The following is a 23662-nucleotide window of genomic DNA, read 5'->3' as shown; positions in this document are numbered from 1 at the left end:
AATTATGTGAATATTTCTAAAAAAATTTCTGAAGTTTCACACAATCTGTGGGTAATCACTAAAAATCCCGGCACAGTGGAAGGATTTTGGCAGAGCCAGGATCCTGTTGGAATTTGTTGACAAATGGTCGGACCAGTGTCATAATACCTGTAATCCAGAGAACACCTGCAGATCAATACCCTGAGGGGTACACAGGCTGTCTGGAGAAGTAAATGTGGTTTCTGACTGCTTTAAGAAAGGAATGGTAGTATGGTAGAGCGCCAGATTAAGCTGACTGCAAAGGAAGATGTGAAAGAGTTTGTTAATGAGGCCAGCAAATGCGACTTCGATATTGACATTTTTTACAACAGAGTAGTTATTGACGCAAAATCAATATTGGGTGTATTAAGCATGGATCTGACTCGAGTCCTGACTGTAAGATGCAACGGAGAGGATGAGAGATTTAATAACTTTTTGAATAAATATGCAGTAGCGCAGTAAGTTAAAAAAGTATAGGATTTATAAGACGGGAGGCTCCGGAAAAGAGGGCTTTTGCGGCTGGGAATACAGGACGCAGAAGGCATCTTTTCCGGAGTCTTTCGCTGTATCCGGCAGTTTGGCTCTTTGTACATGAAGAGTATTGTGGTAAAATAAGCATATGGACAAGAAAGAAAAAGAAATCATTAAAATATCTGTTCGGAGCCTGGTGGAGTTTATACTCCGGAAAGGGGATCTGGACAACCGAAGAAGCGCAGCCTTTGACCGGGAAGCCATGTTAAAGGGCGGAAAAATCCACAGAAAGATACAAAAGCAGATGAAAGCTTCTTACAGACCGGAGGTTTCTCTGAAATGGGAGCAGGAATACGAAGACTTTATCATCCTGGTGGAGGGAAGAGCCGACGGGATCATTGAGGAGGAAGACAGAACAGCCATTGATGAGATCAAAGGGGTATATATGGATCTGAACTATTTGGAGGAACCAGTAGAGGTCCATAAGGCCCAGGCCATGTGCTATGCCTATATCTATGGAACACAGACCGGCAGGGAAAAAATCCAGGTACAGATGACCTACTGCCAGATGGAAAGTGAGGAGATCAAGCGCTTTACGGAGGATTTTACCATAGAAAAACTGAAAAAATGGTTTGGGGATCTGATGGGAGAATATTATAAGTGGGCCAGATTCCAGTATGACCGGCGGATCCTGAGAAAAAATTCCATGGAGGGCCTGGAGTTTCCCTATCCTTACCGGGAGGGACAGCGAGAATTGGTATCAGGGGTATATCATACTATTACTTCCGGCAGACAGCTTTTTATCCAGGCGCCTACCGGTATCGGAAAGACCATGGCCGCAGTCTTCCCTGCTGTCCGGGCAGTGGGACAGGGCTATGGAGATAAGATCTTTTACCTGACAGCAAAAACCATTACCCGGACTGTAGCCCAGGAGGCTTTTGCCCTTTTGCAGGAACGGGGACTGTCTTACAAAACACTGACCATTACCGCAAAGGAAAAGCTGTGCTTCTTGGAGGAGCCGGACTGCAATCCTGAGAAGTGTCCTTATGCCAAAGGACATTTTGACCGGGTGAACCAGGCGGTGTTTGAACTGCTGACAGAAAGAGACACGTATTTTCGAGAGGAACTGCTGACCCAGGCTGAGAAATACCAGGTCTGTCCTTATGAAATGTGTCTGGATACGGCCACCTGGGTGGATGGGATAATCTGCGATTACAATTATGTATTTGACCCCAAGGTCCATCTGAAAAGATTCTTCGGAGACGGGGTGAAGGGAGATTATATTTTCCTCATTGATGAAGCCCACAATCTGGTGGACCGGGGAAGAAAGATGTACAGCGCTACTCTGTGCAAGGAAGAGCTCCTGGAAACTGCAAGGACAGTAAAAGGACACAGTGTGAAGCTGTACCGGATCCTGAACAGGTGCAATAAGCTGATGCTGGAGTATAAAAGAGAGTGCGACACTTACCAGGTCCTGGAAAATATCGGAGGACTTTCTCTCCAGCTTTTGAATCTTCTGAGTGAAATGGAAAATTTCCTGGAACAGGACCATGAGGAAAAGGTACAGAAGGCTGTCCTGGATTTTTCTTTTGTGATCCGGCATTTTTTGAATATGTATGACCTCACCGATGAAAACTATGTGATCTATACTCACTATGGTGAAGGCGGTGAATTTCTCCTTACCCTTTTCTGCGTTAATCCCAGAAAAAATCTTCAGGAGTGTCTGAACAAAGGAAGAAGCACAGTCTTTTTCTCCGGTACATTTCTGCCCCTGCCTTATTATCGCTCTCTTTTCAGCACCCGGGATGACGACTATGCCATCTATGCCGCTTCTCCTTTTCCACGGGAGAATCTGAAACTGATGGTGGCCAGAGACGTAAGCAGCAAGTACACCAGGCGGGACCAGGAAGAATACAGAAAGATTGCAGAATATATTTTTCAGATGATCAAGGGAAAAAAAGGAAATTACCTTGTATTTCTCCCTTCTTATCGGATGCTGGAAGATATTTACGAAGTTTTTCAGGAGAGGATCCGTCAGGAGAATTTTCAGGTAAACTGTCTTTTGCAGAGCAGCGGCATGTCCGAAGCTGACCGTGAGGAATTCCTGGAGGCTTTCGAGGAAGAAGGGGAGATTTCTCTTGCCGGCTTCTGCGTTATGGGCGGAATCTTTTCCGAAGGCATTGACCTGACGGGAAAACGTCTGATCGGAGCTGCAGTGGTAGGTACCGGACTTCCCCAGGTGGGAAGTGAGCGGGAAATCCTGAAAGACTATTATGATAAAAAGGAGAAAATGGGATTTGACTATGCCTACCGCTATCCTGGGATGAATAAGGTCCTCCAGGCAGCGGGAAGGGTAATCCGTACAAAAGAGGACCGGGGCGTGGTGCTTCTTTTAGATGAGCGTTTTCTTCAGAGAGCCTACCGGGATCTGTTTCCCTGGGAGTGGAGAGGATATGAGGTGTGTACAGTGGCTCAGGCAGGAGAGAGGATCTGGAGATTCTGGGAAGAGGGATGAGGGATTCGAACCCTCATCGCTTATAAAAAAACTTGCCTCTCTTCCAGGCAGGGCTTATAATATTGGAGAAAAGTTTCAGAAGAAAGGATGGAGCGGATATGGAAATCGTAAGTACAAAGAATGCACCGGGCGCTATCGGCCCTTATTCACAGGCAATCATTTTAAACGGAGTGGTGTATACTTCCGGACAGGTGCCTTTAAGCCCTGAAACAGGAGAAGTAGTTGGAACTACTATTGAAGAGCAGGCAGAACAGGTAATGAAGAATCTGGGAGCTGTTCTGGAGGCAGCAGGCAGCAGCTATGAGAAAACCGTGAAGACAACCTGTTTCCTGGCTGATATGAATGACTTTGCAGCCTTTAACGAGGTTTACGGAAAATATTTTACAGGAAAACCGGCCAGATCCTGTGTGGCTGTAAAAACTCTGCCGAAAAATGTGCTTTGTGAGGTGGAGGCTGTTGCGGCAGTTGAATAAATAGGAAACCAAAACGCTCTTAGCTGTGGATAAAAAACCATATCTAAGGGCGTTTTTTTCGCAGAAATGCTATAGGAGATAAGAATTCATGAGATTAAAAAATGTATTGATCGTTGTAAAAAATATTGAAAGATCGAAAAAGTTTTATCATGACTTGTTTGGCCTTGAAGTGGTACTGGACAATGAGGGGAATATGATCTTGACAGAAGGTCTTGTGCTTCAGGAGGAAAACATCTGGAGGGAGTTTCTGAAAAAGGATGTTATTCCAGAAAGTCATTCCTGTGAATTATATTTTGAGGAACGTGATATAGAGGGATTTGTAGAAAAACTTGAAAAGCTGTATCCTTCCGTTAAATATGTCAACAGGCTTATGACACACAGTTGGGGACAGAAAGTAATCCGCTTTTATGATCTGGACGGAAATCTGATTGAAGTAGGGACGCCGATGTAAGATGATGAGAAAAGGGGCTGTCGCATTAGTCATATGTCAGGAATATTTATACATTTTATGCGAATTTGTCGAGCATAGCTTTGAGACCATAGGCTCAAAGCGGCACAGACTGAGCAATAAAATGTATAAATATTCTCGATTTTGATTAATGCGACAGCTCCTTCCATAATATCGTGAAAATAAGGCAGGGTAGAGTATTGATATTTTCGTGAAAATTCCCGTGGATGTAGAGGTGTGGTTCCGTTGATATGATTGATGTATGTATCCACATAATCGTTTTCTTTGAACGTGCAGTTCCGGTAAACATGAATGCATTTTTGTGTCCGATAGACGAGCGAAACGGAACACAAATAAAGTAATCATCATGGGAATCAATTAACAAGCAGGTATAAGGACGTCCATGTTTGTGCATCAGTTCAGGATATGTAGCAGGAGGATAGGCCTGGGTAAATTTGGATGATAGGAGTGATAGTTCTGAATCAAATTCCATTTTTCAATACCTTTCAACATAAAAAGCGAGGTCAACTAGTTGAAGTCAACCTCGCCGGAATTCCACTTCGCTCGGTCAATTTTTATTTTACCGATGTGTCAGAACCGTCACACATCATCTTCACTCGGTCAGTTTTTATTTTACCGACGAGTCAGAACCGTCACTCGTCATCATTTAGCGAAGGAAAGAAGGAAGTTCTTCTTTCACTTATATTATATGTGAAAGAGATCTTTTTATCAAGAGGAATAAAGCAGAATTAAAAAAATTTTGTGACAAGTTTTCAGGCTGGTTTCTGATGCTTTAAAAGAGACATCAGAACCAGCAGGCACACAGGAAAGAGAATGGCAGTGAAGATCCCCAGGTTCATTTTTCCTGTGAACTGGGAGATGATCCCTACCACTCCGGGACCTGCAGAACATCCTACGTCTCCGGCCAGAGCGAACATGGCGTACATAAAGGTGCCGCCGCCTTTCAGATAAGTGGCGCCCAGAGAGAAGGTTCCGGGCCACATCAGTCCCACGGAAAAACCGCAGATGGCACAGCCAGCCAGGGCCAGAAGGGGAATGGGGGACAGAGAGGTGATCAGATAGCCAAGAATACACAGAAGGCTGGCAGACTTCAGGGATCTGATCAGATTCAGTCCTTCTCCTTTCATGCCATAAAGGAAACGGCTGAGGCCCATAAAGAAAGCAAAGGAGCAGGGACCTAACAGGTCTCCCAGGGTTTTGGATACTTTCAGTCCGTCTTCTGCAAACATAGAAGACCACTGGCTGACGCCCTGCTCCGAGGCTCCGGCGCAGATCATGGCAAAAAACAGGATCCAGAAGACCTTTATTCGGAAAATGCTTTTGGGAAGTCTGGTCTTCTCATCGTCTCCGGGAACGGCATAAATAGGCACTTTCGTAAATGCGAAGAAAGTAAACAGAGGGACCAGCGCCCACAGAGGGGGAAGGAACCGCCAGTTTTCAATTCCAGCCAGGGTAAAGTATAAGGTGGATAAAAGCACCACGGCCATATGACCCCAACAGTAGAAGGAGTGGAGCATGCTCATCCGGGCAGCCTTATTGGTTCCCGGACAGGCCTCTACCATGGGGCTTACGATCACTTCCAGGATTCCTCCGCCTATGGCGTTGAAGATCATACAGATCAGGATTCCAGGGTAGGGATCCATAATAAAAGGAAGATAATAAAAACCGGTAAGACCGATGATGGTTACCAGAAAAGAACAGAGAGCTGCTTTTCGGTATCCGGTGCGTTTGATCACTTCCGGGGATATAAAGTCCACCAGGATCTGAATACAGAAATTCACAGTGATCAGAAGACTGATCTTGTCCAGTGAAATGTCGAATTCTCTGTTAAAAGTAAGAAATAACAAAGGCGGCAGATTATTGACAATGGCCTGGGTCACATATCCCAGGTAACAGCTGTAGACGGTATGTTTTGCCTGTAGTTTCATATGATGTAATCTCCTGTGTATGTAGTTTATGCAGTGCAAATGGGGCCCAAAGGGAAGGCTTTTCTGCACCTGAGGACAGATGGCGGAAAGTTATTCCGGCATGCCTGCTTCCGGAAATAAATAGTGAAGGAATTTTTCCGCTCCCGGAGAGGAGGAGAGCTGGGAATTGTGAGCAAGCACCAACTGCCTTTTAGGAATAGTCTCCTGAACCTCCAGTTTGTAAAAATCTTCTCTCTGGTGAGCCAGAACAAAATCCGGTACCACGGTGATTCCCAGGCCGATCCGGGCCAGGTCCAAAAGAAGGTCGTTGCTGGACAGCTCTGCCTCAGGGGAGAGAGAAAGGCCGTGACGGACAAAAAGCTGATGAAAGAATTCGCTGGTAGTGCTGGATTTTTCCAGCATAAGAATGGGATACTCTGTCAGCTGAGACAGGGAAAGCTTTTTTCCTTCCAAGGCAAAATAATTCTTTCCTGCTACAAAGATATCCTGAAATTCTCGAATCTCATACCAGGTTTCCCGGCTGGTAAGATGGGTATTGGGGGCATTGACCACAATAAAATCTACCTTATTGTTCTGGAGAAGAGAGACACAGTCTCCAGAGGTAGCATTGGTGACTTTTATGCGGATATTGGGGTATTCCCGGTGGAACCGCTGAAAGTAGGGGACCAGGAAATAGCGGCAGATGGTGTCGCTGGCGCCAATCCGAAGGGGAGCCTCCACAGATGGGGAGTTGAGAAGCTGATTTTCCCCTTCATAGAGCAGATTTACTGCCGGCTCCACGTGACGGAGCAGGGCCTCCCCTTCAGGAGTCAGGGCCACCTTTTTGGTGTTCCGCAGAAACAGAGGATGTCCCAGCTTCTGCTCAAGAGATTTAATGGACTGGCTCACTGCTGACTGGGAAATATAGAGCTGCCTGGAGGCCTGAGAAAAGCTCAGAGTAGTGGCAACATAATAAAATACCTTGTATAGTTCAAAGCTGATATCCATAAAGGGCCCTTTCCTTTCTTTAATCATCAATTCTCCTGCTGTGCAGTAAATTTCCGGTCTATGTCTGGGCAGGTCTGCAAATGCTAAGAGATACTATATAGGGAATGATTTCAGGTGTCAACTTGTTTTTTTTACATATAAATGCAATATTTTGACAATCTTTATTGATGAGTATGACTTATAAAAAATATTAGTCATATTAATTTTACTTATAATGTGAATTGTGATAAACTGAGTCCATAGAGTGCTATACAAATGTTATTGCCCCAGGGGCAGAAAGGAGCTTACATGAGCGAAGTAAGGCGTGTCTATGTAGAGAAAAAACCGGATTTTGCGGTAAAGGCCAAAGAGCTGAGACATGAGATTAAAAGTTATCTGGGAATCGGAGACGTTACCGGCGTCCGTGTGCTGATCCGGTACGATGTGGAAAATATTTCTGATGAGGTATTTGAGAAGGCCTGCACCTGTGTATTTTCTGAGCCGCCTGTAGATGATTTATATAAGGAAACCTTTGAAGCAGCAGAGGGCTCCAGGATTTTTTCTGTGGAGTATCTGCCGGGACAGTTCGATCAGAGAGCGGATTCTGCAGTACAGTGTATCCAGTTCCTGAAAGAAGATGAACAGCCCATCATCCGTTCTGCTACTACCTATGTAATTGAGGGAAATGTTTCCGATGAAGAGCTGGAGGCTATTAAGAATCACTGCATTAACCCGGTAGATTCCAGAGAAGCAGAGGCAGTAAAGCCGGAGACTCTGGTGACCAAGTTTGACGAGCCGGAAGATGTAAAGATCTTTGAAGGATTTGCAGAAATGAAAGAGGAGGCCTTAAAAGAGCTTTATACTTCTCTGAATCTGGCTATGACCTTCAAGGATTTCCTCCATATTCAGAACTATTTTAAGACAGAAGAAAAGAGAGATCCTTCCATGACGGAAATCCGGGTGCTGGATACCTACTGGTCCGATCACTGCCGTCATACCACCTTCTCTACAGAGCTGAAAAATGTAGAGTTCGGAGAAGGAGACTATAAAGAGCCTATTGTAAAAACCTATGAGAAATATCTGGCAGACCGCCAGGTGATCTATAAAGACAGAGATGACAAATTTGTCTGCCTGATGGATCTGGCTTTGATGGCCATGAAGAAATTAAAGGCAGAAGGCAAGCTTCAGGATCAGGAAGAATCTGAAGAGATCAACGCCTGCTCTATTGTAGTTCCTGTAGACGTAGATGGAAAGGAAGAGGAGTGGCTCATCAACTTTAAGAATGAGACACACAACCATCCTACAGAGATCGAGCCTTTCGGAGGCGCAGCTACCTGTCTTGGCGGAGCTATCCGTGACCCGCTGTCCGGACGTACCTATGTATATCAGGCTATGCGTGTGACCGGCGCAGCAGATCCTACCGTATCTGTGAAAGATACCATGAAGGGAAAACTTCCTCAGAAAAAGCTGGTCAGAGGAGCTGCAGAAGGATATTCTTCCTATGGAAACCAGATCGGTCTGGCTACCGGTTATGTAAAAGAAATCTATCATCCGAATTATGTAGCAAAACGTATGGAGATCGGCGCTGTTATGGGAGCTGCTCCAAGAAGAGCCGTTATCCGTGAAACCTCAGATCCAGGAGATATCATCATCCTTCTGGGAGGACGTACAGGCCGTGACGGCTGCGGCGGAGCTACCGGTTCTTCCAAAGTCCATACAGAGGAATCTATTGAGACCTGCGGCGCAGAAGTACAGAAAGGAAATGCTCCTACTGAGAGAAAAATCCAGAGACTGTTCCGCAGAGAAGAAGTCAGCAAGATTATTAAGAAGTGCAACGATTTCGGTGCAGGGGGCGTGTCTGTTGCCATCGGCGAACTGGCAGCAGGTCTGAAGATCGATCTGGACAAGGTGCCGAAGAAATATGCCGGCCTGGATGGTACAGAAATTGCTATTTCTGAGTCTCAGGAACGTATGGCAGTAGTGATAGATCCCAAAGATGTAGATACCTTCCTTGGCTATGCCCAGGAGGAAAACCTTGAGGCTGTACCTGTGGCTGTTGTTACAGAGAGTCCCAGACTGGTGATGAACTGGAGAGGAAATACGATTGTAGATCTGTCCAGAGCATTCCTGGATACTAATGGCGCTCATCAGGAGACTGATGTATATGTAGAGGTTCCTAACAAAGAAGGAAATGTTTTAGACAGGGCTTCTGATATCGGAGATGTGAAAAAGAAATGGCTGGATACACTTTCAGACCTGAACACCTGCTCCCAGAAGGGACTGGTGGAGATGTTTGACGGCTCTATCGGTGCAGGAAGCGTATTTATGCCTTATGGCGGAAAATATCAGCTTACAGAAACCCAGACCATGGTTGCAAAAGTTCCGGTCCAGAACGGCAAGACCGAGACTGTTACTATGATGAGCTATGGCTTTGATCCTTATCTGTCAAGCTGGAGTCCTTATCACGGAGCTGTTTACGCTGTGACAGAATCTGTGGCAAGAATCGTAGCTTCCGGCGGAGATTACAGCAAGATCCGCTTTACCTTCCAGGAATATTTCCGGAGAATGACCGAAGATCCTCACCGCTGGAGTCAGCCTTTCGCTGCTCTTCTGGGAGCTTATGCGGCACAGCTTGGCTTTGGACTTCCTTCTATCGGCGGCAAGGACTCTATGTCAGGAACCTTTAATGATATCGATGTACCGCCTACTCTGGTATCCTTTGCTGTGGACGTGGCAAAAGAAAAAGATATTATCACACCGGAGCTGAAGAAAACAGGAAGCAAGCTGGTATGGCTGAGAATGCCCAAAGCTGCCTATGACCTTCCGGATTTTGAGGCCCTGAAGGAACAGTATGGTAAATTCAGAGAAGACGTTCAGGCAGGAAGAATCCTCTCTGCATATGCTCTGGACCGTCATGGCATTGCCGCCGCTGTTTCCAAAATGGCTTTTGGTAATCAGAAAGGCGTGAAGATTGAACATAATGTAGATGAGAGAGACCTGTTCTCACCTGGATTTGGAGATATTATCTGTGAAGTGGCAGATGGAAAGGTAGGAGAACTGGCCATTACCTATACTGTGATCGGTGAAGTGACAGATACCGCCTGCCTGGAATATAAAGATATGAAGATCACCATGGCAGAAGCTCTGGAAACCTGGAAAGCGCCTTTGGAGAAAGTCTTTAAGACACGTTCCGGCTCTGAAACAGATGATGCTACCAAAAGTATGGATAAGGGTCTCTATGACACCAAGGACGTACACATCTGTTCCCACAAAATCGCTCAGCCCACAGTGTTCATTCCTGTATTCCCGGGAACCAACTGCGAGTACGACAGCACAAAGGCATTTGAAAGAGCGGGAGCAAAGGTTATTACCAAGGTATTCAAGAATCTGGATGCGGAGCACATCCGTGATTCCGTGGAAGTCTTTGAAAAAGCCATTGACCAGGCACAGATGATCATGTTCCCAGGCGGATTCTCCGCCGGTGACGAGCCTGATGGATCTGCCAAGTTCTTTGCGACAGCTTTCCAGAATGCAAAGATCAAAGAAGCAGTTATGCGTCTGTTAAATGAGAGAGATGGACTGGCTCTTGGTATCTGCAACGGCTTCCAGGCCCTGATCAAGCTGGGACTGGTTCCCTACGGTGAGATCATGGGACAGACAGAAGAATCTCCTACACTGACCTTTAATACCATTGGACGTCATATTTCCAAGATGGTTTACACCAAAGTGGTGACAAACAAATCCCCATGGCTGTTAAAGGCAGAGCTTGGAAAAGTTTACACCAATCCGGCTTCCCACGGTGAAGGACGGTTCGTAGCTAACGAAGAATGGCTGAAGAAACTCTTTGAGAACGGCCAGGTGGCTACTCAGTACTGCGACCTGAATGGAAACATTACTATGGACGAAGAATGGAATGTAAACGGTTCCTACTGTGCTATCGAAGGAATCACCAGCCCTGACGGACGTGTTCTGGGTAAGATGGCTCATTCCGAAAGAAGAGGCGACGGCGTAGCCATTAATATCTACGGAGAGCAGGACATGAAGATCTTCGAGTCCGGAGTGGAGTATTTCAAATAAGATATTGCTGAAGAGAAAGTAACTTAATGACAGTTAGATAAGCGAGCAGCAGAAAACGGGTAAGAGGCTAAAAGATTCTTGCCCGTTTTTCTATATATTAATGAAGAGTTTTGCTGTCCGTTGTCTATATAGAATGGAATAAGGTAAAATTAATAGAGGCTTACTATGGAACATTTTGGTGTAACTGTACGTTCTGGAAAATATGGCCTAGAACTAACAAGGGAAAAGTATGCATTTATCAATAATAAATCTTCTTTTAACAAAAGCCCATATTTAGTTATAAGAGATGCTTATACTGATGAAACTGGGAAATATTATACAGATGAATGGTGTCTTGAATATAAAGAAAAATGTCTTCAAAATTTTGATTTAAATATGAAATTTTTTTCGTGTTTAAATCATGATGAATTTGAACATGAAATCACTAACTTTCTTCAAGACAATAAAGAGTTTAAATGTGTACATGATTTAAAAGAATGGAAGGATGACTTTAGATGGATTATTTTTATATGATGTAATAAATATAAAAAAAGAAGCGAGTAAGCCGCTTGAGTCACCATGACTGTACGGTAGAAAACCGCTTCTTTTCTTTAAACTATCATAAATATAGAAATAATGCAAGTAGAAATTTTTGTTCCTGAATATTCACGTCCGCTTCCTGTTTTCAAAAAAGGGTATCTTTTCAATAGCATCCAGTATATCCTGAAAATCTTTCCTGGGAGCCAGGTCTATGTATTTTCTTAAGAGGTCAGTCTCCTGTTTTTTGTATGGGCCGTAGAAGATATTGTAAAGATCGTGGCCTCGGATATAGATTTTAATCTCTTCCATATTCTCCTTAATATCTTCTTCCGTTTCCAGATTATGTCCCAGAACCTGAGTGAGGTGGCGTCCGCTCCGGGTGCGATGGAGATATTCCGTCCATTTTTCCAGAAGGATTTTATAGAAATCTTCCGGCTTAGGAAGGATATCAAGCCTGGCCATAACCTCCGGATTCAAAAAATAATTTTCAAAAGAATAATATTTCAGGACCAGCACGTTTTTCGACGTCACTCTGGGCAGGCGGTCTACATCTTCCAGATTCCGCTCTTCGTAGTACCTGCACAGGGAGCGGACCAGCTCTTCGTGGTCTTTCCCGTCTCCGTCCCGGATCATGAGAAACTGATCCTTCAGGTACACCTGGTTCATGTATTTCAGGTTTGCATAGGTCTTGATGTTGGTACAGCTATTAGTAGTTATAATAGAAATCCGTGAGAGACTGCCGTCTTCGTTGTAGATTTCGGAATAGTATTTTTCCAGAAGAAGAGGAAGGCGGCTTTTGTCCTGCTTTCCCTCTACGATAAAAACAAAATCCACACCCAGGAGATCTCCCGCAGAGTAGCCCAGATCTTCCAGGACCCGTGAGAGGCTGGTCTTTTCCCGAAGGCTGGGAAGACCTTTTTCATCGAGAACAATCTGCCGTATCTGCCGGCTGTTAAATGGGGACAGCAGATTGGGAGAGTGGGTGGAAAAAATTACCTGGCACTTTTTGGAAAGCCGGTAAAGGATTTCGCTGGAAGTCTTTTGAAGCTGAGGATGAAGAAAGATTTCCGGATCTTCCATAAGGAGAAGGGCAGGAAGCCGGTCCTCTTCTTCCATGTAGGCTTCCAGAAGAGACAAAAGGTAAATGCTCCGCATGCCTTCTCCCAGTTGAGATACGGGAAAAGGATCTTCATGGTTTCTCTGCCGGATATATCCCTGAACCTGGAAAAGCTCTCCCGTATGGCTGGTAAGGTCATAGGTAATCTCCCCATGGTAACCGCTGTTTTTTCCGAAATACTGGTTTACCTTGTCTGAAAAATCTTTCAGATTCATATGATACAGTTTATATTCCAGAAGCTTTTCTGTTTCGAAGGCGTTCAGCTCTTCCGGGGTTTTCCTGTTCAGAAGGCCAATACAGGAAAAACAGTGGGTACACTTTTTCATAGGGTCGAAAAGGCAGCAGTCCATACGCATCTGATTCAGCAGATCATCCTCGGTAAAGGACAGGAGATTGTGCTGGACCTTTTCCAGATTCCTTTCACTGTCCAGAAAATAGACAGAGGGAAGAAGCTGGGGAATGTAACGGTTGTTTTTATGAAAACCGTCATGGTACCGGATACTGCCATTCTGATTGGAAATATAGGTAAAGGTCAGCACATCCTTTTGGAAAGAGGGAAGTTTCTGACAGAAATCCCGATACCAGGAGTCCCACCGTTTATAGGAGCTGACTTTTTTTGCCTGAAATAGAAGTTCCAGATCCCGGGAGGTCAGGGAGAGGGAAATAGAAATTTCAATGTTCTGCTTCTGAAGGTTAAAATCAGAAGCAGAAGGGCGATATTCTCCCATGGCAGCGGCAACAGCCTGAAGGACAGAAGACTTCCCTACACTGTTTTGTCCCACTAAAATCAAGGCAGATCCGATATCCCGGATGATCATGTTTTCTATGGATTTAAAATTCTGTATCTGAAGAAAAGAAATTTCCATGGAAGGCCTCCTCGTGCAAGACTTATAAGATATACTCATCATAGCATAGGGCAGGGAAAAATGATAGAAGAAGACAGGAGAAGCTTTGAAAATCTTTAGTGTAAAAAGAGTTTGACATTTTGTATCATAAGCACTATACTGAAAATGTAAAAAGGATTTGACATATTAGAAGTTAAGGGGGATTTTTATGGACAAAGCAGTTGTTGCAACGATTATTTTTGTGGCTGTATTATTGATTTTTGCCGTGCTGGATATTCTTATGATCATATCTCTGGTCCGGCCTGGAGACGAAAGAGGGCAGGTTATTGTATGGAAAGCCAGTGCTTTTACCCTTCTTGGCATGACAGGTGCTTTGATAATCGAGGTCATTGAAAGTATTGCCAGCGGACAGGAAATGGCGATCAATCCTTTTGTCCATTTAACAGCTACAGGGATTGTTTATTTCGGCGCACTGTTATTTTTCAAGAAAAGGCACGGTGGATAATATGGAAAACAGAATCAGAGAAATCCGGAAAGGGCTGGGGATTTCCCAGGAAGAGCTGGCAAAAAAATGCGGTGTGTCCAGACAGACGGTAAATGCCATAGAGAATAATAAATATGATCCAACTCTTTCGCTGGCCTTTCGTCTGGCAATGGAGCTTCAGATACGGGTAGATGAACTTTTTGTATTTCACAGGGAATAGAGAAAGATAGTAATAAGGAACTGTCGCATATTCTCGATTTTGATTAATGTGACAGTTCCTTAAAGATTTAGCGGATACCGTTAAACTTTCCAAATGCTTTTTTCAGTTTTCCATTTTGAGAAATATTTCCGTTGCTGCAGACGATTACCTCTGTAAAGTGTTTCGGATTTTCATAGTCTTTGCTGTTTCCGTCGTCATCGTACAGCTCATAAGCTGCTTTGTCTGTAACATATCCCAACAGATCCAGATGTTCAAAATCCATATCCGATACGCTTCTTGCGCTTTTTGCCACAGGAATCACATGATTTTTCCGGATAAAGAAAATCAGTTCTTCCATGGCTGCGGGTACGTAGTGATGGCCTTTTTCCATGACCCGGACATCATAGTCTTCTGGAGTCCGCATAGTCACCAGCATCATATCTTCCGGCAGATATACATAGCGGCCAGCAGCATTCTGCTCATGGACCGGAGCCACCATGATACTGTCACCTACCATCAACTGATCTTCTACCTGATCTGCAAAAGAATCTTCAGGATAATCAAAGGCCAGGGGGCGGAACATCATCTCATCTCTCAGGGCAGCTTTCATGTATTCACTGTATAAATAAGGCAGGAGACTGTAGCGGATTTTTATCATATTTCCGCAGGCTTTACTGTTTGAGAACTGATACAGTTCCTGTTCACGGGTTCCCAGGGCGGAATGGTTCCTCATCAGAGGAGTAAAGAGGCCGAACTGCATCCAGCGCAGCACCAGGTCCTCTGTTGTGTCAGCACCGAAGCCGCCCAGGTCTGCACCAGTGTACAAAAATCCACACATATTCAGAGAAGGCATCATTTTGATGTTCAGCAGCAGATGAGACCACCAGGACAGGTTGTCACCCTGCCAGATTCCGCCGTATCGATGCATTCCAATATAGGAAGAGCGGGAGAACATGAGGATTCTCTTGTCAGGCTCCAGTTCCTCAAAGGCTTCTCCGGCTGCACGGGTCATATTGTATCCATACAGATTATGGACTTTATCGTGACGCACAGGAGTTCCCTCTCCATTGAAATTATGGTAAAAGCTGCGGTAATCTTCCGGATTATTAGCAAGTCCCAGGACCAGATCTTTAAAGTGAAAATGAGTCATCAGGTCCTGATTTTTTCCCCGGAAAGTTTCCAGTTCATCGAATACTTTTTCCAGCCGCTTTTCTGAGTAGAAAATAGCAGGCTCGTTCATATCATTCCAGAATCCATCAATGCCCTGTTCCAGAAGAAATTTATACTTCAGACCAAACCAGCGGCGGGCTTCCGGATTCAGCATATCCGGGAAGTGTACCCGTCCCGGCCATACGGCAGCAACAAAGTCTTTTCCTTCTTCATCTTTGCAGAAATAGCCTTTTTCTACCCCTTCTTCATAAACAGGATAGCCTTCTTCAATTTTAACTCCGGCATCAATGATAGGAACCAGATGAATATGCTTTTCCTGCATTTCTTTTACAAATTCCGGGAAATTGGGGAAAGTTTCATCGTTCAAAGTAAAATCTTTAAATCGCTCCATATAGTCGATATCCAGGTAGATGCTGTCCAGGGGAATATCCAGTTCCCGATACCGGCGTTCTACTTCTCGGATGTCTTCTTCAGATTTATAACCCCAGCGGCTCTGACCAAAGCCAAAAGCCCATTTGGGCGGGATATAGCTCCGTCCGATCATACGGCGGAACTGATGCACAATGTCTTTGAGATTCTTTCCGTCTATATAATACAGGTCCATGTCCCAGTTATCCATGGTAATCTCCGCAGTATCTTGCTGAGTATACCCCAGGTCAAAGGTGACTTTTCCAGGATTGTCCAGGAAGATTCCGAAGGGCTTTTTTTCGGCAAATATCAGAAAATTATGGGCCGCATAGAGAGAATGGGTGTCTTCTCGATGGTTAGGGTCATCGGTGCAGTCACTGGTATAGATCCAGCCCCTTTTATTAATGCCCCGGACCTGCTCGCCCAGGCCATATACCGGCCTCCCTTTAGTCATTTTAAAGGAAATTTTTTCTCCTTCTTTTACTTCTATACAAGGGATCTTACCTTCTTCAACGGGGTAGTTTTCTACTACCGCCTCTGTATTCAGCGGATTTCCGAAACGAAATTTATGGATCATCTTTATCTCCTTTCTGCTGCTTTGACACAGTTTAATGCCTTATGATATTATTATAGCGGCAGCAGAAGGGATTTTCTTGCATATTTCCAGCTTTTTCTAACACAATCCTGCTGTCAAAGGAGATTATTTATGAAACAAAACCCTAACCTGTTTGAGGCGGTGCAGCATGGTTCTGCCATGTTCCCCCTGGAATACTATCACTGTGTTTTTCCTCTTGGAATCAGTAACCTGCCGGTACACTGGCATGAGGAATTTGAGATTACTCTGGTGCAGAAAGGCACCTGCATCTATCAGATTAATCTTCATCCCTATAAAATCAGTCAGGGGGATATTCTGATCCTTCCTCCAGGAATGCTTCATGGAACTGGCGAACAGCCTGAGACAGAATTTATTACAGACAGCTTTGTTTTTTGCCTGGATATGCTGGAGAGTCAAAGAACAGACTCTTGTACTACAGAATTTTTTGCCCCTTTGATCAGTGGAATGCTTCGTTTTCCTGTATATCTTCCGGCAGAAGATTCCATGGCCAGGCTCCTTGGGGAATCCTTTGAGAAAATCCGGCAGACCTTTCTTCAAAAGCCCCTTGGCTATGAACTGGAGATTAAGTCGGAGCTTCTCCATTTGTTTTTCCTGCTGTACAGCCAGGTACCGTATCAGCGGAGCAGCCAGGAACACAGAGAGATTACAGAGAAGCTGAAGCTGGTGCTGCAGTTTATCCAGGATCATTATCAGCAGGGGATTACCGTAAAGGAGCTGGCAGAGCTCTGTCATTTCAGTGAGTACCATTTTATGCGTTTTTTTAAACGGCATATGAATATGACCAGTATTGAATATCTCAATCAGTATCGGCTGGAAATGGCTTCCCGCCAGCTTGCGGAAACAAATCTCTCTGTGACCAGCATTGCTCTGGAGTCAGGGTTTAATAATATTTCATATTTTAACAGGGTATTTAAGCGAAAATTTGGAGTTACGCCTATGGAATACCGCGCTTACAGTAAAAAGAGTTAACGCAAATGGATGTCTGCAACTTCACTGTTGGTCCAAATCCGGACAGGAAGCTGGAAGAATCCGGCACCGGAGGAAATAATGGCGTGAGTTTTGCCAAAAGTTTCATGACCTATGAGTTTCCACAATTTTCTGATTAAGAAAAGCTATATAGATATGGATTATTTATACGGAAAACTCAGCAAAGCCCAGGGACTTTTTGTTATTGTAAGAATTGAAAAAGATCTCATATTTCCTGTATAATGAACAGAAGGGAAAAATCTGTTTAGAGGAGGGCGTAATTTATGGCTTATAAGGATGAGTGGCTTCTGCTAGAGGCAGATGATGATATAGATGAGATGGAGCACCGGGAGCCCACAGAGGAATTTTTATTCTACCGGGCTGTGGCCAGCGGAGACGTAGAGCAGGTAAAGAAAAACTGTGAACAAGGTCGATTTGTGGAAGAGGAAGGTGTAGGCGTTTTATCGAAAGACCCCGTGATAAATCTGAAATATCACTTCGTAATCACAACGGCTATGATCACCCGTCTGTGCAGGCAAAATGGCATGGAGCTGGAACAGGCTTTCAGGCTTAGCGACTTTTATATTCAGAAACTGGACGATATTTCCACAAAAGAACAGGTCCAGAAGCTTCATGACGAGATGGTCATGGATTATACGGAAAAAATGCGGAAATATTTCCGCAGCGATACCAATTCCAGACATATTAATGTCTGCAAAGAGTATATATATTCCCATATTAAGGAGCGGATCACCATTGAAGATCTGGCTGATGAGCTGGGGGTTTCTGCCAGCTATCTTTCCAGGCTGTTTAAAAAAGAGACTGGAGAATCCGTCAGCGCATATATACGAAAACAAAAAATTGAAATGGCAAAGAACATGCTGAGATACAGTGATTATTCCATGATAGAAATTGCAAACCGTCTGGCTTTTTCTTCCCAGAGCCATTTTATCCAGCAGTTCCGTGAGGTAGTTGGAATGACTCCGAAAAAGTATCGGGACGAATATTATATGGTACAGTGGGATATTACAAAAGAAACAGAGTCTGAACCATAAGAAGTGGAAACAGCACCGGATAAGGCTTTCTGTGCAGGCCTTATCCGGTGCTGTTTTTTAAAGGATCAGAGTGATTTCATTTTCATCCAGAAGCAATTTTTCCGGGATATAATTATCCTCCAGTTCTTTGCCGTTTAAGAGCAGCTTTACACATCCGGATTCATGACCGGAAGGATTCTCTACAGAAATATGCAGTTTCCTTCCACGGAAATCTTTGCGGATCTCAAAATGATCCCAGTCCTTCGGAACAGAAGGGGAGATCCGGATACCCTCCAGATCGGGACGGAGTCCTAAAATACCTTCTACACATCCGACCATAACCGTTGAGGCGGTACCTGTGAGCCAGTGGACATGAGACCGGCCAAAGTGGCTGCTGGCCCGGCCCTCTGTAAACTGACCGTAGCAGTAGGGCTCCAGACGGCGGATTTCTGCCTGGTCATTCTGGGCTGCCGGAGCATTTTCCAGGAAATATTCAAATGCCCGTTCTCCATGTCCCTTCAGAGCCTCTGCCAGGATCAGCCATCCCTGAGACTGAGAGAAGATACCGGCATTTTCTTTTACGCCCTGATTATAGATCACTGCCAGAGCGCCGTCGAAGGCATGAGCGTGATAAGGAGGATCCATAAGGATGGCTCCGTATTGGGTATTGAGACGTTTATGGACATTTTCCATGATAAGATCTCCCTGGTCTTCGGTAGCCAGGCCGCTGATCACTGCCCAGCTCTGAGGATTCAGCCAGAAGTTAGCCTCAGGATCTTCGGCAGCCCCGATCCGGTCTCCGGATTCGGTATATCCCCGGATAAAGCGGTCTTTGTCCCAGCACAGAGTATGGATCTTTTCTTCCATGCTTTTCTGAGTCTCTTCCAGAAAACGGAGATACTGGTCGTCTTTTTTATGGAGAGCAAATTTCTTCATTAATGTTAGTGCATAGTAGAACTGCAGGGCAACAAAAGAAGACTCTCCCTGAGCGCCCAGACGGAGACAGTCATTCCAGTCTGCATACAATCCTGCCGGCATGCCATGAGGTCCCAGATGATCCAAGGAGAACTGGATCGCCCGTTTCAGATGTTCATAGACACTGCCCTCCTCTTTATTGGCAAAGGGGATGACTTCATCCAGAAAGCCGGTATTTCCTGTCTCGGAAATATATTTATAGACTGTAGGGAACAGCCAAAGGGCATCGTCTGCCCGGTATGCGGGATGTCCCGTAGCCTGTACATAGGAAGGATCGTCAGGAGTATCTTCATGTCCCGGGTTATGGGTGAACTTTACAAGAGGAAGTCCTCCCCCGTTGTTTACCTGGGCAGACAGCATGAAACGTATTTTTTCAGCCGCCATCTCCGGGGAAAGATGGATGATCCCCTGGATATCCTGCACTGTGTCACGGTAGCCGTATCCGTTGCGCAGACCGCAGTAGATGAAAGAGGCAGCCCGGGACCAGATGAAGGTTATGAAGCAGTTATAGGCATTCCAGGTATTGATCATAGTGTTAAAGGCAGGACTGGGAGTCTTTACCTGGAGATGATCCAGTCTGCCGTTCCAGTCTGCTTTCAGCGTTTCAACCTCCTGGAGGATCTGTTCCTGTGGATTTTTGTAGGAAGCCAGAATTTCTGCACACTTTTCAGAGGAATCCATTCCCAGGACAAAGAGGATGGTTTTGGATTCTCCCGGCTGTAACGTCACGATGCAGGAGAGAGCGCCGCAGGAATTTTCATTATAACTGGTAACATTTCCCAGATCTCCGGACACTATACCCTGGGGATTTCCATATCCGTGATATTTTCCAAGGAAAACATCCTTGTCTCCGCAGTAGGAAGAAACGTTTTCCCCTGCCAGACCGAAAAACCGTTCTGTGACATTTTTTTCATCTACAAGCCTGTCCTCCGGCTGGGCATCCAGGTTTCCGTGTATCTGTTGGATAATGGAATTATTCCGGAACAGGGTCCTGGTTATAAAAAGAGAGTACTGAAGATTGACCTGATCCTGCTCGTAATTGCTGTGATTGGTAAATTCTCCGTATCCGGTTAAAGTAAGTTCCCGGGACTCAGAAGACTCATTGGTCACTGTAAGCCCCCATACTTCATAGGTTTTTCCAAGAGGAACATAATAGAGAGCTTCGGAACGGATCCCGGCATAGGAAGCAGTCATTTTTGTATAGCCCAGACCATGACGGCACTGGCTGTCATATCTGTCCAGATCTTTTCCTACCGGCTGCCAGGAAGCAGACCAGTAATCCTTTGACTGGTTATCCCGGATATAGAGGTATCGTCCCGGCTGATCGAAATTATTGAATACATATCGGAGGATCCTTCCATTAGCGCCCGATTTGGCGAAACTGTATCCTCCTGCATTGTTGGAGATGATAGCTCCATATTCAGGAGAACCCAGATAATTCACCCAGGGAGCCGGGGTATCCGGCCGTTCAATTACATATTCTCGGTTTTTATCATCAAAATATCCGTATTTCATTATGAATACCTGCCTTTCAATTTCTATTTAAATAAGTTTTATAGTGACAGAATGCAACCCATCTCCAAGACTATCCAGTGTTTTTTGGGAGAGAACCCCATAAGAATTATCAACAACAGGAAGTTCCCTGCCTTCACAGACAGCGGAAGCAAGGGTATAGTTACCATAGTCTTTTCTGTCTGCATTCTCGAAGATGACATCTAAAGTTCTATTGGCAAAAGAGATCCGGATGGAAGCTTTTCCCTGGCTGTCAAATTGCTCTGCCAGAAGTTTGGGAGCGATGATAAGATCCCCGCCTTCTCCCCGGACGCCGAAGACCTGTGTGACCATGGTCAGCATATACCAGCTGGCGGCTCCTGTAAGATAGTGGTACATGCCCCGGCCATCTGAACGGAAATATTCGGGAATCCCAGGATAGATCCGGCTGGTGTTAAAATCCAGAGCTGTATCAGACAGAGATTTCAGGACTTTCCAGCCTTCCTTTGCATAGCCACGGCGATATAAGGCATTTCCATACATGACAGCCATATGAGAGAATACAGCTCCGTTTTCCTTTTCCCCATAGGCAAATCCAAACATCCGGCCAAGGTCAAATTTTAATTCATGGAAATCTGTATTCAGCCGGTATCCTCCGATTTCCTTTTCATATAAGTAATGATCGGCGCTTTTTATAATGCTTCTGATCTGAGGGTCCTCGGCTACTTTTCCCATAATGGCGAAAACCTGCCCTGTAAGCATCATTCGTACCTGGTCTTCCAGGATACCTTCTACAGCCTGGCCGTGATTGTCATAGTAACTGTTGAACCAGCCTTCTCCCTGGCCGGCCTGGATCCATTCCTGTTTCCGGATGTGCCCGGACAGCCATTGGGCTTTGTGCTCAAGATTTTCAGCAAGAGACAGGAGAGAAAATGTTTTTCGTCTGCCGCTGACATGATGGCGGCACAGGGAAGTAAAGCGGGCCAGGACCTGCTGCTTCTCGCTGATATTATCGTAAAGTTCTTTATCATCCTTAAGTAAAACTTCCAGCTCTTCCAACAGGTCTGTGGTTTTGACAGATCCGGTGTCTGCTAAAGCACGGATCAGCTCAGCCAGTTCCCGGAGATTCCCAGCATAGGCACAGGTGAAAGCTACACTTTCTCCTCTTTCTGATGCCATGTCTAAGGCGTCATTCCAGTCTGCTCCCCGGAGCCGGCAGATATTGTGTTCTCCCACCTCATAAAAAGCGGTGAGCTGCTGGATCAGCAGATGCTCCAGGATACTTCCGGTGTAGATCTGTTCCTGGCCGGTCATTTGAAGGTTTCCCTGGCTTTCTGTCCAGAGGGTATCCAGCTCGGTCCCTCTCCGGGCCTGTCCGTCTTTAAAATAAGGAACCTGCCTTGTGAGAATCCGGATATCTCCCGTCTGATCAATATAAAGCTTGGTGGTCATCTGCGGCCAGAGACCATGGTCCATCCATACACGGGCGATTCCGTTTCGGTCTGCGATAAAGTTTCCGTCTCCGGCTCCTATGATGGTAGCGTTAGTGCCGTCAATGCGGACTCCGGAAAAATTTTTCTCAATCATCATTCCTACGTCTTTAGGATCCATTAACAGAAGAGAGAGGCAGTCCTGCCACAGATCCCGCCATCCCCGGCCACCTCTTCCATAATCATGGTGAGGAAGAAAAGAACAGCCAAAGAGGCGACGGAGAAATGGCTGGAAACATACCCATTTCATATAATTATCAAAATCCCTGTCTCCTGTATGGAAGCTCACATTTACCTTTTTCTGCCAGTAAACTTTTGTTTCTTCTAAAAGAGCCTCTGTTTTGCCAGCAGTATTGCATTTTTCAAAGAGCTGATCGATTTCCTCTTCCTGATCGGCAACGCCAAGCATAAGGATATAGCTGGCCTCTTCTCCGGGATCCAGGATTAATGTAGGAAAACGGAAAGCGCCCATGGCCTCCCGTCCATCGATCCTTGTAAATGGGGGACAGCCGGGGGCTCCTTCATAGACAGCCCGGGGATGGGTGAAACTGCCGCCTTCGCCCAGGAAAGCCTCTGTTGTGGGATAAAAACTTTCAGGTAATTCTCCCTTTCCACTGCAGCCTTTCACATAATAAATTTTGTGATTAGGCTGATGGCCCCGCTCATCAAAGGACATGGTGGGGCATACAAGAATACCGGATTCGTCGGTTCTGATACGGTGGAGAAGAGAGGTTACATGCCGGTGATCCCGTATATTATCAGCGCTGCGTCCGTAAACAGGAATTGCGGCATAGGGAAGCAGCTCTTGCTTTTCTTTGGAAAGATTTTTTACAGTGACATACATGATTTCCCCATTACAGTCCTTTGGAATAAAAGAAGTAACGGTGGACTCTAACTGCAATGATCTGGAAGTTCGTCTTACAGACTGCCACATAAAGCCGGCAGTCAGTTCACTGTTATCCTGGAGAGAAGAAAATTTCTGGTTCTCCTGTCCGCTGGAGACGCCTGCTGCAGAGTAAACGCCGGAATTCTTTACTGCAAACCAGAAATTGCGGCAGGAACGGTTATTATGAAGGTTTTCCGCACTTACCGGTTCCAGAAGAAAGGTATCCTGGTCTATTTTGGAGTCTCCGCCCAGATTGGGAGTAACGGCACTTTTTAATCCGGCTTCTGAGGCCAGGGGAAAATACAGATAACTGATGTTTTCCGGCTGCTGTACAGTAAAAGTGCCTTTGTCATCGATGAAATATAAAGGTTTCAATATTCGGTCTCCTTCCTTTTTCAGATTTGTTTAGGGGAATTATATAAGAATTTATTTTCTACAAAAATCAGATATCTGAGAAAAATATCAGAATCATGACATAGAATGTGTTTTTTTGCAAAACGGGTCATGAATCTGACATTTTGTTGAAATTTTTAATATATCCCAAA

16 protein-coding genes are annotated in these 23662 nt (G+C 45.1%); 10 read left to right on the top strand and 6 right to left on the bottom strand.

Features of this window, described 5'->3' with window-relative positions; translation table 11 throughout:
• Positions 1-249 precede the first annotated feature (249 nt).
• The 4 genes from B5G00_RS03685 to B5G00_RS03670 all read left to right on the top strand — a co-directional run bounded on the left by B5G00_RS03685 (position 250) and on the right by B5G00_RS03670 (position 3928).
• Positions 250-480 (top strand): HPr family phosphocarrier protein, encoded by a 231-nt coding sequence (locus B5G00_RS03685; protein ID WP_087268683.1) that lies wholly within the window; start codon positions 250-252, stop codon positions 478-480.
• Between the two features lie 157 nt (positions 481-637).
• Positions 638-3004, top strand: coding sequence for an ATP-dependent DNA helicase (locus B5G00_RS03680; protein WP_087268680.1), 2367 nt, complete (start codon positions 638-640; stop codon positions 3002-3004).
• 98 nt (positions 3005-3102) lie between these two features.
• Positions 3103-3477, top strand: a complete 375-nt coding sequence (locus B5G00_RS03675; RefSeq protein WP_087269134.1) for a RidA family protein — start codon at positions 3103-3105, stop codon at positions 3475-3477.
• 88 nt (positions 3478-3565) lie between these two features.
• The gene (locus tag B5G00_RS03670; RefSeq protein WP_087268677.1) at positions 3566-3928 is read left to right on the top strand and encodes a VOC family protein; all 363 of its coding nucleotides are present in this window, start codon (positions 3566-3568) and stop codon (positions 3926-3928) included.
• A gap of 770 nt (positions 3929-4698) precedes the next feature.
• Here the strand turns inward: B5G00_RS03670 and B5G00_RS03660 are convergent.
• Both B5G00_RS03660 and B5G00_RS03655 read right to left on the bottom strand, forming a co-directional pair.
• Complete coding sequence (locus B5G00_RS03660; RefSeq protein ID WP_087268670.1) at positions 4699-5874, bottom strand: MFS transporter; 1176 nt, start codon at positions 5872-5874, stop codon at positions 4699-4701.
• A gap of 90 nt (positions 5875-5964) precedes the next feature.
• Entirely contained in the window at positions 5965-6861 is an 897-nt protein-coding gene (locus B5G00_RS03655) for a LysR family transcriptional regulator (RefSeq protein ID WP_087269131.1), read from the bottom strand.
• Positions 6862-7149: 288 nt separating this feature from the next.
• Here B5G00_RS03655 and B5G00_RS03650 point away from each other — a divergent pair, with 288 nt between their 5' ends.
• Both B5G00_RS03650 and B5G00_RS03645 read left to right on the top strand, forming a co-directional pair.
• Positions 7150-10917 carry a phosphoribosylformylglycinamidine synthase gene (locus tag B5G00_RS03650; RefSeq protein WP_087268667.1) on the top strand — a complete coding sequence of 1256 codons (3768 nt, stop codon included), beginning with the start codon at positions 7150-7152 and terminating at the stop codon, positions 10915-10917.
• A 165-nt stretch (positions 10918-11082) separates the two neighbouring features.
• Positions 11083-11430, top strand: coding sequence for a hypothetical protein (locus B5G00_RS03645; protein WP_087268664.1), 348 nt, complete (start codon positions 11083-11085; stop codon positions 11428-11430).
• A gap of 132 nt (positions 11431-11562) precedes the next feature.
• Here B5G00_RS03645 and B5G00_RS03640 read toward each other — a convergent pair whose 3' ends face one another.
• Positions 11563-13419, bottom strand: a complete 1857-nt coding sequence (locus B5G00_RS03640) for an ATP-dependent nuclease (RefSeq protein WP_087268661.1) — start codon at positions 13417-13419, stop codon at positions 11563-11565.
• Positions 13420-13606: 187 nt separating this feature from the next.
• Between B5G00_RS03640 and B5G00_RS03635 the strand changes: the two genes are divergently transcribed.
• Together B5G00_RS03635 and B5G00_RS03630 are read left to right on the top strand one after the other, a co-directional pair.
• Positions 13607-13903 (top strand): hypothetical protein, encoded by a 297-nt coding sequence (locus tag B5G00_RS03635; RefSeq protein WP_087268657.1) that lies wholly within the window; start codon positions 13607-13609, stop codon positions 13901-13903.
• 1 nt (position 13904) lies between these two features.
• Entirely contained in the window at positions 13905-14102 is a 198-nt protein-coding gene (locus B5G00_RS03630; RefSeq protein ID WP_087269128.1) for a helix-turn-helix transcriptional regulator, read from the top strand.
• Between the two features lie 67 nt (positions 14103-14169).
• On the opposite strand, the gene B5G00_RS03625 is transcribed toward B5G00_RS03630, so the two are convergent.
• Positions 14170-16236 (bottom strand): TIM-barrel domain-containing protein, encoded by a 2067-nt coding sequence (locus tag B5G00_RS03625; RefSeq protein WP_087268655.1) that lies wholly within the window; start codon positions 16234-16236, stop codon positions 14170-14172.
• Positions 16237-16365: 129 nt separating this feature from the next.
• Between B5G00_RS03625 and B5G00_RS03620 the strand changes: the two genes are divergently transcribed.
• Positions 16366-17244: an AraC family transcriptional regulator gene (locus B5G00_RS03620; RefSeq protein ID WP_087268651.1), complete on the top strand. Its 879-nt coding sequence runs from the start codon at positions 16366-16368 to the stop codon at positions 17242-17244.
• A 281-nt stretch (positions 17245-17525) separates the two neighbouring features.
• Positions 17526-18296 (top strand): helix-turn-helix domain-containing protein, encoded by a 771-nt coding sequence (locus B5G00_RS03615; RefSeq protein ID WP_087268648.1) that lies wholly within the window; start codon positions 17526-17528, stop codon positions 18294-18296.
• A 57-nt stretch (positions 18297-18353) separates the two neighbouring features.
• Here B5G00_RS03615 and B5G00_RS03610 read toward each other — a convergent pair whose 3' ends face one another.
• Positions 18354-20765: a GH36-type glycosyl hydrolase domain-containing protein gene (locus tag B5G00_RS03610; protein WP_087268645.1), complete on the bottom strand. Its 2412-nt coding sequence runs from the start codon at positions 20763-20765 to the stop codon at positions 18354-18356.
• A 27-nt stretch (positions 20766-20792) separates the two neighbouring features.
• The gene (locus B5G00_RS03605; protein ID WP_087268642.1) at positions 20793-23492 is read right to left on the bottom strand and encodes a GH36-type glycosyl hydrolase domain-containing protein; all 2700 of its coding nucleotides are present in this window, start codon (positions 23490-23492) and stop codon (positions 20793-20795) included.
• Positions 23493-23662: the final 170 nt, after the last annotated feature.

Origin of the sequence: Blautia sp. An46 (assembly GCF_002161645.1) — a bacterium.
GTDB lineage: Bacteria > Bacillota > Clostridia > Lachnospirales > Lachnospiraceae > Blautia > Blautia ornithocaccae.
The sequence above is the reverse complement of the archived record's forward strand: the minus strand, read 5'-3'. Positions and strand labels throughout refer to the sequence as shown.

Bases quoted from the DNA above. Each gene is read 5' to 3' on its own strand.
- B5G00_RS03660 (WP_087268670.1), bottom strand. From the start codon at position 5,874: ATGAAACTACAGGCAAAACATACCGTCTACAGCTGTTACCTGGGATAT.
- B5G00_RS03635 (WP_087268657.1), top strand. From the start codon at position 13,607: ATGGACAAAGCAGTTGTTGCAACGATTATTTTTGTGGCTGTATTATTG.
- B5G00_RS03645 (WP_087268664.1), top strand. From the start codon at position 11,083: ATGGAACATTTTGGTGTAACTGTACGTTCTGGAAAATATGGCCTAGAA.
- B5G00_RS03680 (WP_087268680.1), top strand. From the start codon at position 638: ATGGACAAGAAAGAAAAAGAAATCATTAAAATATCTGTTCGGAGCCTG.
- B5G00_RS03625 (WP_087268655.1), bottom strand. From the start codon at position 16,236: ATGATCCATAAATTTCGTTTCGGAAATCCGCTGAATACAGAGGCGGTA.
- B5G00_RS03650 (WP_087268667.1), top strand. From the start codon at position 7,150: ATGAGCGAAGTAAGGCGTGTCTATGTAGAGAAAAAACCGGATTTTGCG.
- B5G00_RS03670 (WP_087268677.1), top strand. From the start codon at position 3,566: ATGAGATTAAAAAATGTATTGATCGTTGTAAAAAATATTGAAAGATCG.
- B5G00_RS03615 (WP_087268648.1), top strand. From the start codon at position 17,526: ATGGCTTATAAGGATGAGTGGCTTCTGCTAGAGGCAGATGATGATATA.
- B5G00_RS03630 (WP_087269128.1), top strand. From the start codon at position 13,905: ATGGAAAACAGAATCAGAGAAATCCGGAAAGGGCTGGGGATTTCCCAG.
- B5G00_RS03620 (WP_087268651.1), top strand. From the start codon at position 16,366: ATGAAACAAAACCCTAACCTGTTTGAGGCGGTGCAGCATGGTTCTGCC.
- B5G00_RS03675 (WP_087269134.1), top strand. From the start codon at position 3,103: ATGGAAATCGTAAGTACAAAGAATGCACCGGGCGCTATCGGCCCTTAT.
- B5G00_RS03685 (WP_087268683.1), top strand. From the start codon at position 250: ATGGTAGAGCGCCAGATTAAGCTGACTGCAAAGGAAGATGTGAAAGAG.
- B5G00_RS03655 (WP_087269131.1), bottom strand. From the start codon at position 6,861: ATGGATATCAGCTTTGAACTATACAAGGTATTTTATTATGTTGCCACT.
- B5G00_RS03610 (WP_087268645.1), bottom strand. From the start codon at position 20,765: ATGAAATACGGATATTTTGATGATAAAAACCGAGAATATGTAATTGAA.
- B5G00_RS03640 (WP_087268661.1), bottom strand. From the start codon at position 13,419: ATGGAAATTTCTTTTCTTCAGATACAGAATTTTAAATCCATAGAAAAC.